This window comes from Wukongibacter baidiensis (assembly GCF_050888315.1).
GTDB lineage: Bacteria > Bacillota > Clostridia > Peptostreptococcales > Caminicellaceae > Wukongibacter > Wukongibacter baidiensis.
In genome coordinates this window covers 4322695-4337944 of the sequence record NZ_CP138202.1, presented here as the reverse complement: position 1 = coordinate 4337944, position 15250 = coordinate 4322695, and the positions used below count along the sequence as shown (strand labels likewise).

13 protein-coding genes are annotated in these 15250 nt (G+C 35.6%); all 13 read right to left on the bottom strand.

Going from position 1 to position 15250, the window contains the following annotated elements; translation table 11 throughout:
• Positions 1-8 precede the first annotated feature (8 nt).
• On the bottom strand, positions 9-692 hold the full coding sequence (locus R9X47_RS19535) for an ABC transporter ATP-binding protein (protein WP_432662728.1): 684 nt from the start codon (positions 690-692) through the stop codon (positions 9-11).
• A gap of 20 nt (positions 693-712) precedes the next feature.
• A complete protein-coding gene (locus R9X47_RS19530; protein ID WP_432662727.1) occupies positions 713-1966 on the bottom strand; it encodes an efflux RND transporter periplasmic adaptor subunit in 1254 nt (417 codons plus the stop codon).
• Positions 1967-2258: 292 nt separating this feature from the next.
• The gene (rimI, locus tag R9X47_RS19525) at positions 2259-2702 is read right to left on the bottom strand and encodes a ribosomal protein S18-alanine N-acetyltransferase (protein WP_432662726.1); all 444 of its coding nucleotides are present in this window, start codon (positions 2700-2702) and stop codon (positions 2259-2261) included.
• Entirely contained in the window at positions 2695-3423 is a 729-nt protein-coding gene (gene tsaB / locus R9X47_RS19520; protein WP_432662725.1) for a tRNA (adenosine(37)-N6)-threonylcarbamoyltransferase complex dimerization subunit type 1 TsaB, read from the bottom strand. Before tsaB ends, rimI begins: the two co-directional genes overlap by 8 nt.
• Positions 3423-3881 (bottom strand): tRNA (adenosine(37)-N6)-threonylcarbamoyltransferase complex ATPase subunit type 1 TsaE, encoded by a 459-nt coding sequence (gene tsaE, locus R9X47_RS19515; protein WP_432662724.1) that lies wholly within the window; start codon positions 3879-3881, stop codon positions 3423-3425. Before tsaE ends, tsaB begins: the two co-directional genes overlap by 1 nt.
• Positions 3882-4071: 190 nt before the next feature.
• The gene (locus R9X47_RS19510; RefSeq protein WP_432662723.1) at positions 4072-4254 is read right to left on the bottom strand and encodes an aspartyl-phosphate phosphatase Spo0E family protein; all 183 of its coding nucleotides are present in this window, start codon (positions 4252-4254) and stop codon (positions 4072-4074) included.
• A 118-nt stretch (positions 4255-4372) separates the two neighbouring features.
• Positions 4373-5530 carry an amidohydrolase gene (locus R9X47_RS19505; RefSeq protein ID WP_432662721.1) on the bottom strand — a complete coding sequence of 386 codons (1158 nt, stop codon included), beginning with the start codon at positions 5528-5530 and terminating at the stop codon, positions 4373-4375.
• 322 nt (positions 5531-5852) lie between these two features.
• Entirely contained in the window at positions 5853-7154 is a 1302-nt protein-coding gene (locus R9X47_RS19500) for an MFS transporter (RefSeq protein WP_432662720.1), read from the bottom strand.
• A gap of 24 nt (positions 7155-7178) precedes the next feature.
• Entirely contained in the window at positions 7179-9467 is a 2289-nt protein-coding gene (locus tag R9X47_RS19495; protein WP_432662719.1) for a Tex family protein, read from the bottom strand.
• A 172-nt stretch (positions 9468-9639) separates the two neighbouring features.
• Positions 9640-10744 (bottom strand): peptide chain release factor 2 gene (prfB, locus tag R9X47_RS19490; RefSeq protein ID WP_432662718.1). Its coding sequence is split into 2 segments (ribosomal slippage): positions 9640-10668 and positions 10670-10744, totalling 1104 coding nucleotides; the frame shifts between segments, so codons are not numbered across the junction.
• A gap of 25 nt (positions 10745-10769) precedes the next feature.
• Positions 10770-13460, bottom strand: a complete 2691-nt coding sequence (gene secA, locus R9X47_RS19485) for a preprotein translocase subunit SecA (protein ID WP_432662717.1) — start codon at positions 13458-13460, stop codon at positions 10770-10772.
• Positions 13461-13754: 294 nt separating this feature from the next.
• Positions 13755-14348, bottom strand: coding sequence for a DUF5317 domain-containing protein (locus R9X47_RS19480; RefSeq protein WP_432662716.1), 594 nt, complete (start codon positions 14346-14348; stop codon positions 13755-13757).
• Between the two features lie 298 nt (positions 14349-14646).
• Positions 14647-15177, bottom strand: coding sequence for a ribosome hibernation-promoting factor, HPF/YfiA family (hpf, locus tag R9X47_RS19475; protein ID WP_432662715.1), 531 nt, complete (start codon positions 15175-15177; stop codon positions 14647-14649).
• Positions 15178-15250 lie beyond the last annotated feature (73 nt).

The following is a 15250-nucleotide window of genomic DNA, read 5'->3' as shown; positions in this document are numbered from 1 at the left end:
CCACTCCTTCAGCTTGTAGCTGTTTTCTTATCTTCCACTATCTCTCCGTCTTTAAAGGTTATGACTCTTTTAGTTTTTTCCGCTATATCGGACTCATGGGTTACTATAACAATAGTAGCTCCTTCATCGTTTAATTTTTTAAATATCTCCATTATTTCATCACTAGACTTTGAATCTAGATTACCCGTTGGTTCATCGGCTAAGATAACTACTGGCCTATTAACTAATGCTCTAGCAATGGCTACCCTCTGTTTCTGTCCCCCCGAGAGTTCATTTGGCTTATGATCTATCCTATCTCCAAGACCTACCCTCTCAAGGGCTTCTATTGACCTTCCAGTCCTTTCCTTAGAGTGAACATTTGCATAAAGCATAGGTAGTTCAACATTTTTAAAAGCAGAGGTTCTTGGTAATAGGTTAAAGGATTGAAATACAAATCCTATTTTTTTATTTCTTATCTGAGCCAATTCTAATGCATTTAGTTCATCAATTTTAGCATCATCAAGCTCGTATTTGCCATCGGTAGGTTTATCCAGGCATCCTAGAATATTCATCATTGTTGACTTTCCTGAGCCCGATGGCCCCATTATAGAGACAAATTCTCCCTCTTCTATATTAAGACTTACACCCTTAAGTGCTTCAACTTTGATGTTACCATTACTATACACCTTCCACAGGTTCTCAATTCTTATCATTTTTTCCTTCCCCTCTTTACTTATGATCCCATGTTAACATTAACACTCTCACCGTCTTTAATTCTTTCCGTAGGGTTTAGTATAATAACATCCTCTTCCTTTAAATCATCGGCAATTATTTCAATAATCATGTCACCTTCAATCCCAGTTTCTACGGCTATTTTCTTAGCCTTATTATCCTTTACAAGAAACACACATTTTTCTCCGCCCTTTTCTGTATATATTGCTTCGTGGGGTAGCACAAGTACGTCTTTCTTATTTGCCGTATTTATTTCTACATTTGCAGTAAAATTAGGCTTGAATCCTGTATTCTTGTCATTAATATCTATCTTAACCTTTACAACAGTCTCTGTCCCTTGTCCATTCTTGTCAATAAATGCATTTGGTGCTATGTATGTTACTGTTCCCTTATACTCTTTTCTTGCCATTCCATCATTAGTTACCTTTACTGGCTGACCTAATTTTATTTTTCCTATATCGTATTCACTTATATTGGTCACTACCTCTAAGTTATCTGTATCTTCAATTTTAAACATTAATGTATATGAATCTACAATAGACAGGTCTGATACCTTTTTCTCTGTTATAGTTCCATCTATAGGACTCATTATATTGGTCTTCTTCGTGTCGGATTTTTTCTTATTTATACTAAGCTCCATAGACCTTATTTCTTTTTCCTGCATCCTTACTTCCGATAGATTATCGGCATCATCATATTTTTTCTTAGCAAGTAAATAATCATTATATGCCTTTTCTTTAGAGCTTTTTGCTTCATCAAGATCCTTTTTACTTATTACCCCTGCTTCAAGAAGATCCTTTCTATCTTGGTAAGTCTTCAGTTTATCCTTATATTCTATCTCAGCATTTCTAAAAGTAGTTTCTAAATTTCTCTTGTCCTCTTTTCTAAGGCGATTTAGCTTATCCTTTGCAATTTCCAATTTTATTTGGCTCTGATTAAGCTCATATTCAATATCTTCTGAGTCGAGACTAGCAAGAAGGTCACCTTTTTTTACCTTATCACCTTCTTCTACAAATACGGACTTTATCTTACCTGCTAAATCAGATGTAATTTCTCTATGGTACTTAGTAACAACTGTACCACTTGTGAAAATATTTGACTCAATATCCTGCTTCACAACCTGAGTAGTTTTGACTTGCATCCCCGTTCCTTGTTTCTTAGATTTCGTGGCTCTTACAACCCCTAGTGAAGCAAATGATACAACCAGTACTACTGTTAAAATAATAAATATAGTCCTTTTTCTCATCTTTTTCATTTCCTTCCTCCCCCATCAAATATAATATTTTAGTCTCCAAGAATTATAGACGCTTAATATAAAAAAAGCCCTTCAATATTTTTTTATATAGAGAGTTCCAAATAAATTAGAGTTTTGACTGAAATCTCTATATTTACATTTCTCTAACATTATATACCAGTTTTTATCGCAAATTTATTAAAATATTCTTACAACTTATCCAAAAATAAAAACGGTGAAATATCTCATTCCATCGTTTTAGCTAAATTTTGCTTCGAAAAATAAACTCAAAAAAATAGAGAGACTATATCAACTAGCCTCTCCACATAATAATCGCATCTTCATTATTGTCTTGATAGTACTTTGGTCTTTTTCCACAGGGCACAAACCCAAGCTTCGAATAAAGACCTATCGCAGGTATATTGCTCTCTCGAACCTCTAGGGTCATTCTATGTATTCCTAGGTTCTCAGCAAATTCTATCATGGCCTGCACTAAAAAGCTTCCTAATTTTTTATTTCTAAATTCCTTGTGTATTGCTATATTTGTAATGTGACCTTCATCTATTATAGTCCACAGTCCTCCGTAACCGACTATTTTGCCACCGTACTCTATTACTAGGTATTTTGCTAACTGATTATCCCTTATCTCCCTTTCAAATGACTCTCTAGCCCAAGGAGTCGTAAAGCATATCCTTTCAATCTCCATTACGGCATCTAGGTCATCTAGAGTCATTTCTCTAACCCCTATATTACTCATCTATTTCACTACACCTTTTCATTTTTTCTTCATATTGTCTTTCTGCTTCTGACTTTCTTAAATATACCGGAGTAATGCTATGATACGAGTCAACCTCTAATTCATTTCTTTTCATTTTATCAACGGCAAGCTGAGCAATAGAAGAAGCTCTTTGCATATTTATAAACTCAGGGGCAAATAAGGCTTTATCTCCTAAGTTATTGATGATTTCTTCCCTATATTTACTTACTCCATCTCCAAGAAAGATAACTTTTTCTTCCCTTTTCTTTAACTCTCCTATAAGTTCATCTATACTCAGGGGGGCTTCCTTCACGATTTCTTTAAGCTCATAATCTATCCATTTATATACCCCTGTGTAAACCTGGCTTCTCCTTGCATCCATTATTGGACAGATAAGTTCTTCACTATATGTAATATTATATGCGAGTCCCTCTAGGCTTGAAACTCCAATTATAGGAATATTTCTTGCGTGAGCTAATCCCTTAACCGTTGCAATACCTATCCTGACCCCAGTAAAAGATCCAGGACCCCTTGATGCTGCTATATAGTCGATATCTTCCATTGATAAATCTAAGGTAGATAATAGTTCCTCAATAATAGGCATAAGCTTCTGAGAATGGGTCATTGGACTGTTTATAGTATATTCACCTAAAAGCTTTTCTTCATTCATTACAGCTACAGTAGCTACAAGGGATGACGTATCTATAGCCAGCATATTCATTATTTAATCAACTCCTCAACTATTCTTTCATAATGCTCTGTTGTTGCCTTAAAATGAAATTCTCTACTATTTATCTCTTCGCCATACTTTATTTCTACCCAAAGATGCTCGTCCGGAATTAATTCTCTTATCTGAGATGCCCACTCTACTAAGCAAACTCCATTACCATAAAAATACTCTTCATATCCTATATCGTACATCTCTTCCATATCCAATATTCTATATACATCGAAATGGTAGACAGGAAGTCTTCCATCGTATTCGTTTATTATAGTAAATGTAGGACTTGTTACATCCTCATCCACATCTAGACCCTTAGCTATAGATTTACTAATAGTAGTTTTTCCCGCACCCAGGTCCCCTGTAAGGCATACCATATCACCACTTCTCAAAAGCTTTCCTAGTTTATATCCTATTTCCTTAGTTTCTTGTTCATTTCTGCAAATAATCTTCTTCAAATCTTCACCTCTATTCGATCCGTACTGGGTTTAAACATATTATCTCCATAATACAATAGATTATATAAGTAGACAAGAGGGTTATTTTCAAAAAAAGAAAGAGGGCTGTCCTCATAAAAGCTTCTTATGAGTTCAGCCTCCAGACATTTCAGAATAAATAAAGAAGAAGTTCATCATTCTGAGATATCCTTTATATCTTTTCTATATTTCCTAATTGCCTATAATAAATAACTAAGAGTTCATCTAGTTCCTGACTCATTCTAACAACTTCAGTCTCTGTAGGTTTACTTGCCGTACTTAAATATTTCTCAAGATCTCTTCTAAGTAAATTAATCTTATTTACCAAATCTCTATTCTTATGAAGTCTTAGCATATAATCCCACCCTCCAAATGGTATAAGTGCAGGTATAAATATTCTTATGTAGATAATATTTATAATATATATACCATATTTTCTGGAGTTTAAACAATTATTTCCTGGGACTTTTTTCCTACTTCTTGTAAACTACTTTCCCATCAATAATTGTGTATAATACTTCTGACATTAGATCAAATGGATGCTTATCCCATACAACTATATCTGCATCCTTGCCTTCCGTAAGGCTTCCAACTCTATCCTCAAGCTCTAAAATTTCGGCTGCATTTATAGTTATGGCCTTTAAAGCCTCTTCTTCCTCCATGCCTGCCTTAGCGGCTAAAGCAGCACATAGATTCAGATGCTTTAATGGGATTACAGGATGATCTGTCATGATAGCTACCTTAACTCCAGCCTTACTTAGTACTCCTGGTGTGTCAAAGGTTAAGTTCTTAAGCTCAAACTTAGACCTTTCACCAAAGCTAGGTCCAACTACTGCAGTTAAACCTTCGTTTTTGATATGATGGGCAATTAAATGTCCTTCCGTACAATGCTCTAGGGTTAACTTAACTCCAAACTCCTTAGCTATTCTTATTGAAGTTAGTATATCATCTGCTCTATGGGCATGGGCCTTAAGTGGCATCTCACCGTTTACAACCTTAAGCATTGACTCCATCTTCATATCAAATGCAGGTCTCTTCGAACTATCATCTCCTGCATCCTCAAGCTTTCTCTTGTACTCATTGGCCTTCATTAGAGTTTCTCTTAATAAAGACGCCGTAGCCATTCTAGTCATAGGTGCTTTATTCTTATCATTGTACACCCTTTTTGGATTTTCTCCAAAGGCACATTTCATAGCTATTGGCTCTTTAACTATCATATCATCTATTCTATCACCATATGTCTTTATTGCAGCAAACTGTCCACCAATCACATTGGCACTTCCAGGACCAGTAGCTACACATGTTACTCCACCTTCTCTTGATTCTTCAAAACTTCTATCTAGTGGATTTATTGCATCGATGGCTCTAAGCTCAGGTGTTATAGGGTCCGTCATTTCATTTCCATCTGCACCTTCAAAACCAATAGCATCCTCCCACATTCCTAGATGACAGTGAGCATCAATAAATCCTGGCATTACGATTTTCCCTTCTGCATCAATAACCTCTGCATCAAGGGGTGCAACGACATTTTCTCCTATTTCCTTTATCTTACCTTGCTCAATTAATATACTAGCTTTTTCGTAAACTTTACCATCCATAGTAAAAACTTTTCCGTTTTTAATAAGTAACATTATTATCCCCTCCTGTAACTATTCTAGGTCAGTTGCAGTTTCAAAAAAATATTTAAGAAATTATAAATATTCTGAAATAATTCCGTAAATCTATGGCTCTATCTGCCTACTAACCCATATATTATAATATTTAATTCAACATATACATATATTATCCTTCTTTTATGTATTAATTTTTTTATATGTTATTTCGTCTTTTGTAATCAGCCCCGGTGGGTTTAAGAATGCAGCTCAAAGTTTTAAAATTCAGGCGATTTGGCTAGTGCTAAGTCGCCTGAATTTTAAATAACGCAGAAATTCGTCATTCTGAGACATCCTCCTGCTAATCACTGTATATATTCTTACAATTGGTTTCCTTAACAAAGAATATGAATATAAAACCTATTACTGCAGATATAAAGGAATACATAAATGCTTTATGATATAATTCAACGGGAGGTAGGATTCCTCCGAAATTATCAAATACTTTTCCTAATAGCGGCGGCAGTATAGCTGCTCCAAAGAACCCTCCTATGTTTACTACTGAAGTAGAAATACCAGCTATTTCAGGCGGATTTACTTCTTTAGCACATGCCCATCCTAGTACAAATGCAGGACATGTAAATCCTAATACAAATAATAAGGGCATTAAAATTCCTACTGGAGGCTTTCCTCCACCTACAAAGACTAAGATTCCCCAACATATCACATATACAGCGCCAAATGTCATCATAGGAAGCTTTCTTTTTTTAATACTATCAGAAAACCTACCAATAACTATACTTCCTATAGCTATTCCTAGTACTGCGGCCATTGTATAATTCGCAGCCTTTACCTTAGGAATATCATATACTGCTGCTAAGAAGGTTTCTCCCCAAGACCCTGAAAGTGTAACAAAAGCTCCGAAGAAGCCTGCAAACACCACGAATCCAGGCCAAGTTCTTGGATTCGATATGACCTTTACTAATCCTTTAATAAGATTTGGATTTTTGCCTGAAGCTTTCTTTATATCCTTGCCTTCTATTTCCGCTATAGAAGGAAGCCCCATTTCTTCTGGAGTATTTCTAGCAAGTAGATAGCATAGAAGTGCAATTACAATGGATATTACACCTATAACTGCAAATGATACCCTCCAGGTCAAATACCCAACCATTATTACTAAGGGAGTTTTAGCAAGGATCCCACCAATATTTCCTACAAATGAAGTCATCCCTGACATTGTTCCAAATTCACTTTCCTTAAACCACTTGGACTGAATTTTAAGGATAGATATAAATACAACCGATACTCCTAATCCTACCAATAGTCTTCCGGCAAATGCCCAAAATATCGTAGGAGCGTAGCCGAAAACTATTGAACCTATACCCGCTACCAGTGTTCCTACCGTTACAGTTTTACGGGCTCCCAGTGAGTCAGCAAGCATTCCCGAAGGAATCTGCATAAGCATATAGGCATAAAAGTATGTTGATCCCAGATTTCCAAAGGTAGTTCCAGTAATATTAAATGCATTTACCAGTTCATCTTTAACTACACCAACGGCCAACCTATGGAAAAAAACTACTACATAAGCCAAGGCCAGTACTCCCCATACAACCCAGCGATAGGACATAAGCTTATTAACCTTATTATTATCTAATTGTGACATTAAACCTCTCCTCTCAAGCTTTGCCTATACCTGTTTGATACTTAATGAAACCTTGCCTCTGCCTAAATCTAGACCAATGATTTTTACCTTAACCTCATCTCCAACAGAAACTACATCCATAGGATTCTTGATGAATTTATTACTTAGCTCTGAAATGTGTACAAGTCCATCTTGCTTAACGCCTATATCAACAAATGCTCCAAAATCAACTACATTTCTAACCGTACCAGTCATTATCATATCTAGTTTTAAGTCTTCCATCTTTAAAACATCACTTCTAAATACTGGCTTTGGCATCTCTTCCCTTGGATCTCTACCTGGTTTCTTTATTTCTTCAATTATATCCTTTAGTGTTGGAAGTCCTACTTCTAGTTCTTCAGCTAATTTTATAATTTTCTTCTCAATAGTTTTTGATTTATCCTGTTTTTCATTATTGTCTTTAAACTTATAATTAGCTAAATCCTTTAGGGATTTTACACTTTTCACATTGCTTTTATTTTCATTAGAAGTATTATCTTCTTCTATTTTGTATTCCATTATTTTTTCATCTATGTTTCTAAGCTTTCCTTCTTGGATGTCATCCTTTGTATAACCTAGCTTTTCTATAAACTTCATAGTAATATCATAGGACTCTGGATGCACAGCTGTATTGTCTAATCCGTTATCCCCATCGGAAATTCTAAGGAAACCTGCACATTGTTCATAGGCCTTATCCCCTAATCTTTTAACCTTCTTTAGTTCCTTTCTATTAGAAAATTTGCCATTTTCTTCTCTATAGGCAACTACGTTCTTAGCTATTGCCGAAGATATCCCTGATACATAGCTAAGTAATGAAGGTGAAGCTGTATTTAAATCTACACCTACACTGTTTACACAGTCTTCAACTACGTTCTTCAAGGTTTCCCCTAATTTACCTTGATTTAGATCATGCTGATACTGACCAACACCAATACTTTTCGGGTCAATTTTCACAAGCTCTGCAAGGGGATCTTGCAGTCTTCTTCCTATGGATATAGCCCCTCTGATAGATACGTCTACATCTGGATATTCCTCAGTTGCCAGCTTTGATGCGGAATAAACAGATGCGCCTGCTTCACTGACAATTGTATAGTATACTTCTTTATCTATATCCTTTAGCATTTCTGCTACTATTAGCTCTGTCTCTCTAGAAGCCGTACCATTACCAATAGGAATGATGTTGATATCGTATTTCTCTATAAGCTGCTTCATAGTCTTCTTTGATTCTTCTACCTTATTTTGAGGTTCATTAGGATAAATAGTAGTATATTCCAACAGCTTACCTGTTTCATCTAGTACTGCAAGCTTACATCCCGTTCTATAACTAGGGTCAATAGCCAGTACTCTAACATCTTTAATAGGTGGTATTAACAATAATGGTTTTGTATTTTTTCCAAATACCTTTATTGCCTCTTCCTCAGCCCTTTCCGTAAGACTGTTTCTTACCTCCCTCTCAATGGATGGAGCAATAAGTCTTTTATAGGAGTCGTCTATTGACTGAGTTAAGGCTTCAGTGGTAATGGCCTTAGTATTATGTATAACCTTATCCTTTAAATAGCTTAATATCTTTTCGTCAGGACTTATCACCTTAACCTTTAGTATCTTTTCCTTTTCTCCTCTATTTACAGCCAAAATCCTATGATTAGCGATCTTACTAACGGCTTCACTGAAGTCATAGTACATTTCATAAACAGTCTTCTCATCGCCGTCTGCAGCCTTAGAAGTGATTGTACCCTCTCTGAAATTTAAATTCCTTATTTTTTCCCTGTACTCAGCATTATCCGATACAATTTCTGCAATTATATCCTTTGCACCATTTATGACATCTTCGATTGTTTTTACCTCTAGCTCCTCATTAATAAATGGTTTTGCTAAATCCTCTATCGTTCCCTCTACTATTTCTTGATTTAATATCAATTCAGCCAGTGGCTCAAGGCCCTTTTCTTTAGCCTTTGTAGCCCTTGTCCTTCTTTTTTGTTTAAAGGGCCTATACAGGTCTTCTACCCTTTGAAGAACCTCTGCTTTAAGTATATCTTTTTTAAGTTCTTCAGTTAATTTTCCCTGCTCCTCTATTAACCTAATTACCTCTTCCTTTCTTGACTCCAGGTTTCTAAGGTATGTAAGTCTTTCATTTAAGTCTCTTAAAACCTCATCACTCAAACCACCTGTTATTTCTTTTCTATACCTCGCAATAAATGGTATAGTATTGCCGTCGTCAATAAGCTCTATTGTCTTAACTACCTGAGATTGCTTTAACTTAAACTCTGAAACGATTTGTTTTACTATTAAATCCACCGTATTCTCTCCTCTCTTTCTGGTTTATTATATCATTAATAACTACTAGCTTCTAGCCACTGGCTATTAGTAAGACTCTAGTCATGTCTTTTGTGCTATTTATCCATTACTATAACCCTAGCCAGCCTGTAACCAAAAAATCAGACAGAGGATAAACCCCTGCCTTTATTATCTACATATTCCTTTGCTTTAAGTACTCATCAATAAAGGAATCTAACTCACCATCCATTACTGCACCAACATTACCAACCTCTGCATTGGTTCTATGGTCTTTAACTAAATTATAGGGATGAAAAACATAGGAGCGTATCTGACTCCCCCAAGCAATTTGACTATAGTCTCCCTTAAGGTCATCTATCTTCTCCATCTGTTCAATTTCTTTTAGCTCAATCAACTTTGCCATAAGCATTTTCATGGCAGTATTTTTATTACTATGCTGCGATCTTTCATTTTGACATTGCACAACTATCCCTGTAGGTATATGTGTTATTCGAACAGCCGACTCTGTTTTGTTAACATGCTGTCCTCCTGCTCCAGATGCCCTATAGGTGTCGATCTTAAGATCTGCTGGATTTATGTCAACATCTATGTTATCATCAAGCTCCGGCATTACATCCACAGATGCAAAGGATGTATGTCTCTTACCCGATGGGTCAAAGGGAGAAATCCTAACTATTCTATGGACTCCCTTTTCTGCCTTTAGATATCCGTAGGCATTTTCTCCTTGAATCAATATAGTAACACTCTTTATTCCAGCCTCAGTGTCCGGCAGTATATCTAATGTCTTTACACTATACCCCTTCTTCTCACTCCATCTCGTGTACATTCTTAGAAGCATTTCAGCCCAATCCTGTGCATCAAGCCCACCGGCTCCAGAATGTATAGAAAGCATAGCATTGTTTTTATCAAATTCTCCGCTTAGTAGTGTTTCTATCTTTAACTTATCTATAGCCTCTGTGAGTTCCTTTATTCCCTTAGAAACTTCCTTTTCCACCGACGAATCCTTTTCTTCGATGCCCATCTCTGCTAAGAGTCCAAGTTCTTCCCAGTCAGAGTATAGCTTTTCAAATCTTAATATCTTATCCTTAAGCCTCTTAGATTTTTGTAAAATCTTTTGAGCTTCATCTTGATTATCCCAAAAGTCCTGCTCCATCATCTTTTCTTCAAGCTCTGAGATCTGAATTTTTAATGCATCTATGTCAAAGTGAAACACTCAGTTCTTTTAAAGATTCTTCAAGCCTATTTAAATCCAATAAGCTTTGTTCTAATATCAGCATTCCATCACCTCAATTTAAGATTCCCCTATTGCTCCTTACCACAACACTTCTTATATTTCTTACCACTGCCACATGGACACGGTTCATTTCTACCAACTTTTTTCTCTTTTCTAACAACGGTTTTAGGTTTTCTGTTTGCTACTCCATCTCCCCCGGAAGTGTTAGTTATTTCAGCAACCTTCTCACGCTTGGTTTCTGTTTCTATTGTTACGTTGAATATATATTTTACAATATCCTCCTGAATATTATTTGTCATCTGATTAAACATATCAAAACCTTCCATCTGATATGCCCTTACTGGGTCTTCGTTACCTATAGCCCTAAGTCCTATACCCTGCTTAAACTGATCCATAGCATCTATATGATCAATCCACTTGGTATCAACTATTCTAAGTAGAATAACTCTTTCAAGCTCTCTCATTCTCTCTTCTGTAATTTCTTCTTCCTTCTTATCGTATAAATCCTTTGCGATGTTTAATATCCTCTCACTAAGTGTCTCTTTAGTCAAACTTTCAATATCATCAAACTCAAGGCTTTTCTTTGGAAGGAATAATACATGAAGATGGTCTTCAAGTCCCTTTAAATCCCATTCTTCAGGATAGTTTGCATCGGCCGTATATATATCTATGGACTCGGTTACAAGATTTTCAATCATTCCCCAGATATGATCTCTAAGGTTCTCTCCTTCAAGAACTCTCTTTCTTTCATTGTATATAATTTCCCTTTGCTTATTCATTACGTCATCATATTGAAGGACATGCTTTCTGATACCAAAGTTTCTACCTTCAACTCTCTTTTGAGCAGTTTCTATGGATTTTGAAAGTAGTCTTGCTTCTATTGGTTCGTCATCTTCCATTCCTAGTTTATCTACTATCCCTTGGATTTTCTCACTACCAAATAGTCTCATAAGATCATCCTCTAAGGATATATAGAATTGAGATGAACCAGCATCTCCTTGACGACCAGCACGACCCCTTAGCTGGTTATCGATCCTTCTGGACTCATGTCTTTCTGTACCTATTATGCAAAGACCACCGGCCTCTTTTACCTTTTCTGCTTCTTCATCGGTTACCTTTTTCATATTCTCATATAGACCCTTGTAAAGTCTTCTAGCTTCTAAAGCCTCTTCATCATCGGTGTCATTAAAGCTCGTAACCATTGAAATAGCATTTTCTGAAAAACCCTTTTTCTTTAATTCATCCTTTGCCATGTACTCAGCATTACCGCCAAGTACTATGTCTGTACCTCTACCAGCCATGTTTGTTGCTATTGTAACTGCACCGAAACGGCCTGCCTGAGCAACTATCTCTGCTTCCCTCTCATGCTGCTTAGCATTCAATACTTCATGCTTTATGCCCTTCTTTTTAAGAAGTTGGCTTATGAATTCTGAGGTTTCGATGGATATAGTACCAACAAGAATTGGCTGACCATGTTTATGTCTCTCTTCTATTTCTCTAACTACGGACTTAAATTTACCTAATAACGATTTATATACTGAATCGGACAAATCTTTCCTTATAATAGGTTTATTAGTTGGCACTACCACAACATCCATGCCATAGATATGCTTAAATTCTTCTTCTTCAGTTTTTGCAGTACCAGTCATACCCGAAAGCTTTCTATACATTCTGAAGTAATTTTGAAGAGTAATAGTGGCCAGGGTCTGGGACTCTCTTCTAACTTCAAGCCCTTCCTTGGCTTCTATAGCTTGATGAAGCCCATTGGAGTATCTTCTACCAAACATAAGTCTACCTGTAAATTCGTCAACAATTACAACTTCCCCATCCTTCACAACATAATTGATGTCTTTTTTCATAAGGGTATGGGCCTTAAGTGCTTGATTTACATGGTGAGAAACCTCCATATTTTTAGGATCTGCAAGGTTCTCAAGGGCGAAAAACTTCTCTGCCTTTGGTATTCCATCTTCATCTGTTAAAACAGCAGAATGTGCTTTTTCATCTATTGTATAATCTACTTCCTTCTTTAGTGTTTGTATAAATGAATTGGCTATAAAATATAGGTTTGTAGATTTATTTCCTGCACCGGAAATAATAAGAGGAGTTCTTGCCTCGTCCACAAGTATACTATCTACCTCATCGACGATTGCATAGTTCAGCTCTTTTTGTACCCTTTCCTCTTTGTAAATAACCATATTATCCCTTAGATAATCAAAACCAAATTCATTATTTGTTCCATAGGTTATATCTGCCTCATATGCTCTTCTTCTTTCTTCAGTAGTCTGACCATGAACTATACATTCAACTGAAAGACCTAAGAAGGAGTACACCTTTCCCATCCATTCCTTATCACGACTTGCCAGATAGTCATTTACAGTTACTAGATGAACACCTTTACCACTAAGGGCATTTAGATAAACAGGTAATGTAGCCATTAAGGTCTTACCTTCACCGGTTTTCATCTCCGCAATACGTCCTCCATGAAGAACTATTCCGCCAAGGATTTGAACCCTATAATGTCTCATACCAAGGGTTCTAACGGCAGCCTCTCTAACAACGGCAAAGGCCTCGGGTAATATATCATCAAGTGATGCTCCGTTTGCTAATTTATCTTTAAAGTATTTTGTTTTATTTTTTAATTCTTCATCGGATAATCCTTGCATCTCTGGTTCAAAAGCTTCAACCTTATCTACCGTCTTCATCAAACGTTTTACTTCTTTATCATTGAAATTTCCAAATATCTTTTCTAGAAAACTCATTCATCTCATCCCTTCACTACTCTTATAGATCAATGTCCTCGGGCCTAATATTTGCCCCCTTACCTTTTCCTGATCGAATGCTAGTCAAAACTATATGTGTTTTTTAGAATTTTTGACCTATATTAGTATAAATATAATAAAATCTTCAAATATATATTATATCACTAAATTGTGTGATTATTGTGTTGATTTTATGTTTTCTTAGTTAATTTTTGATTACAAAGATGTTTTATACAAGCTTCGTCTGGACTATGAAAAAGAGACAGGTTCCCCCTGCCTCAGGCTGTCTTCTCTTTACATTTTCCCTCTATATCCGACACTAACCATTCTGCTCTTTGTGATCAAATATGGTTTAATCATTTGACCTTGAACAAGAAGTATTATTCCTAAGGACATGAATATATCTCCTATACTTATAACCTTTGCCATAGGATATGGCTTAGGTATAACAATATACTTTCCTAGATGCTTTGTCCAATTTGTAACCTGATCTATAGCCATATAATTTGTAATATCTCCACTTTTTATACCCTCTATCATATTTTGTAACCCTGCAAGTTCTAATCCATCAAGACTTATCGGCATTTTATTTCCGTTCATAATTACAACTACAAAATTTAGTATTGCTCCTATCAGAATTATCCACATACCCCTTTTATTTAAGTTAATAGCTAACGTTAATATTATCAACACTGCTGATGCTATATAAACATATCGCCCGTAAGATTGTACAATAGACATATCACGGAAAATTAATGTTGATATTTGTAGAACAAAGGCTATTATGGCTAAAAACCATCCTCGAATTTTGGTGACGCTAATATTTCTTATACTACCATTTCTTACAAGGCCAATTACTACTCCTAGGATTGCTGCTTCTAAAAACATTGTAAAACTCCTTTCCCAAACAAGGTTCGCTATTATATATTATAGGTTGAATGTTTACTTTTTCGACATTCAATAGACCAAATTATGTAAGCTCCATATAATTACTTCTATTTTTATTGACAAAATCCTTCGAAATATTGATAAATTTAAAATTATTTCAAAAAAAATGATTATAAATCGATTGCTACATACTTAATAATTAATGTAGTAATCGATTTATAACCATTCTTAATTCAACATAAATTCTATTTTCGTCCGAAAAATATGTAAGGAACGGTCTGTGACCGTTCCTTAATTCCTAAATATATGGTTCAATTAAGCCATAGTGGCCATCTTTTCTTTTATATACAACATTTACTTCATCGGTATCTGCATTGGTAAATACGAAAAAGCTGTGTCCTAATAAGTCCATTTGAAGCACTGCTTCTTCTGGATCCATAGGTTTAATGGCAAATTTCTTAGTTTTAACAATTTTTGATTCCTCTTTTTCACTATCATCTATATTTGGTATATGTTCAAATCGGATTGTGTCATGGCCAAAATATCTCTTTTCCAATCTAGTCTTATGCTTCTCCATCTGTTTATATAGTTTGTCGATTGCTTTATCAATAGATGTGTACATATCTATTGTTGATTCCTCAGCCCTTAACAGAGTACCATTTATAGGTATAGTTATCTCCACAATCTGTCTATTCTTTTCTACACTCAAGGTAGCCTTAGCTTCAATGTCATCCTTAAAATATTTTCCAAACCTCTCTAACTTAGCAACTATTGTGTCCCTTAACGCATTTGTAACCTCCAAGTTTCTTCCACTTACTTTTACTCTCATAAGCTTCAGCTCCTTCCAATATATATGTTTAATGGAGTTTAAATTTAAATTAAAACTCCTAAATTGTAACCTT

Coding starts and splice junctions, on each gene's coding strand:
- R9X47_RS19505 (WP_432662721.1), bottom strand. CDS start 5,530: ATGTTACTTATTAAAAACGGAAAAGTTTTTACTATGGATGGTAAAGTT.
- secA (WP_432662717.1), bottom strand. CDS start 13,460: ATGAGTTTTCTAGAAAAGATATTTGGAAATTTCAATGATAAAGAAGTA.
- R9X47_RS19510 (WP_432662723.1), bottom strand. CDS start 4,254: ATGCTAAGACTTCATAAGAATAGAGATTTGGTAAATAAGATTAATTTA.
- R9X47_RS19500 (WP_432662720.1), bottom strand. CDS start 7,154: ATGTCACAATTAGATAATAATAAGGTTAATAAGCTTATGTCCTATCGC.
- R9X47_RS19535 (WP_432662728.1), bottom strand. CDS start 692: ATGATAAGAATTGAGAACCTGTGGAAGGTGTATAGTAATGGTAACATC.
- hpf (WP_432662715.1), bottom strand. CDS start 15,177: ATGAGAGTAAAAGTAAGTGGAAGAAACTTGGAGGTTACAAATGCGTTA.
- tsaB (WP_432662725.1), bottom strand. CDS start 3,423: ATGAATATGCTGGCTATAGATACGTCATCCCTTGTAGCTACTGTAGCT.
- R9X47_RS19480 (WP_432662716.1), bottom strand. CDS start 14,348: ATGTTTTTAGAAGCAGCAATCCTAGGAGTAGTAATTGGCCTTGTAAGA.
- R9X47_RS19530 (WP_432662727.1), bottom strand. CDS start 1,966: ATGAAAAAGATGAGAAAAAGGACTATATTTATTATTTTAACAGTAGTA.
- rimI (WP_432662726.1), bottom strand. CDS start 2,702: ATGAGTAATATAGGGGTTAGAGAAATGACTCTAGATGACCTAGATGCC.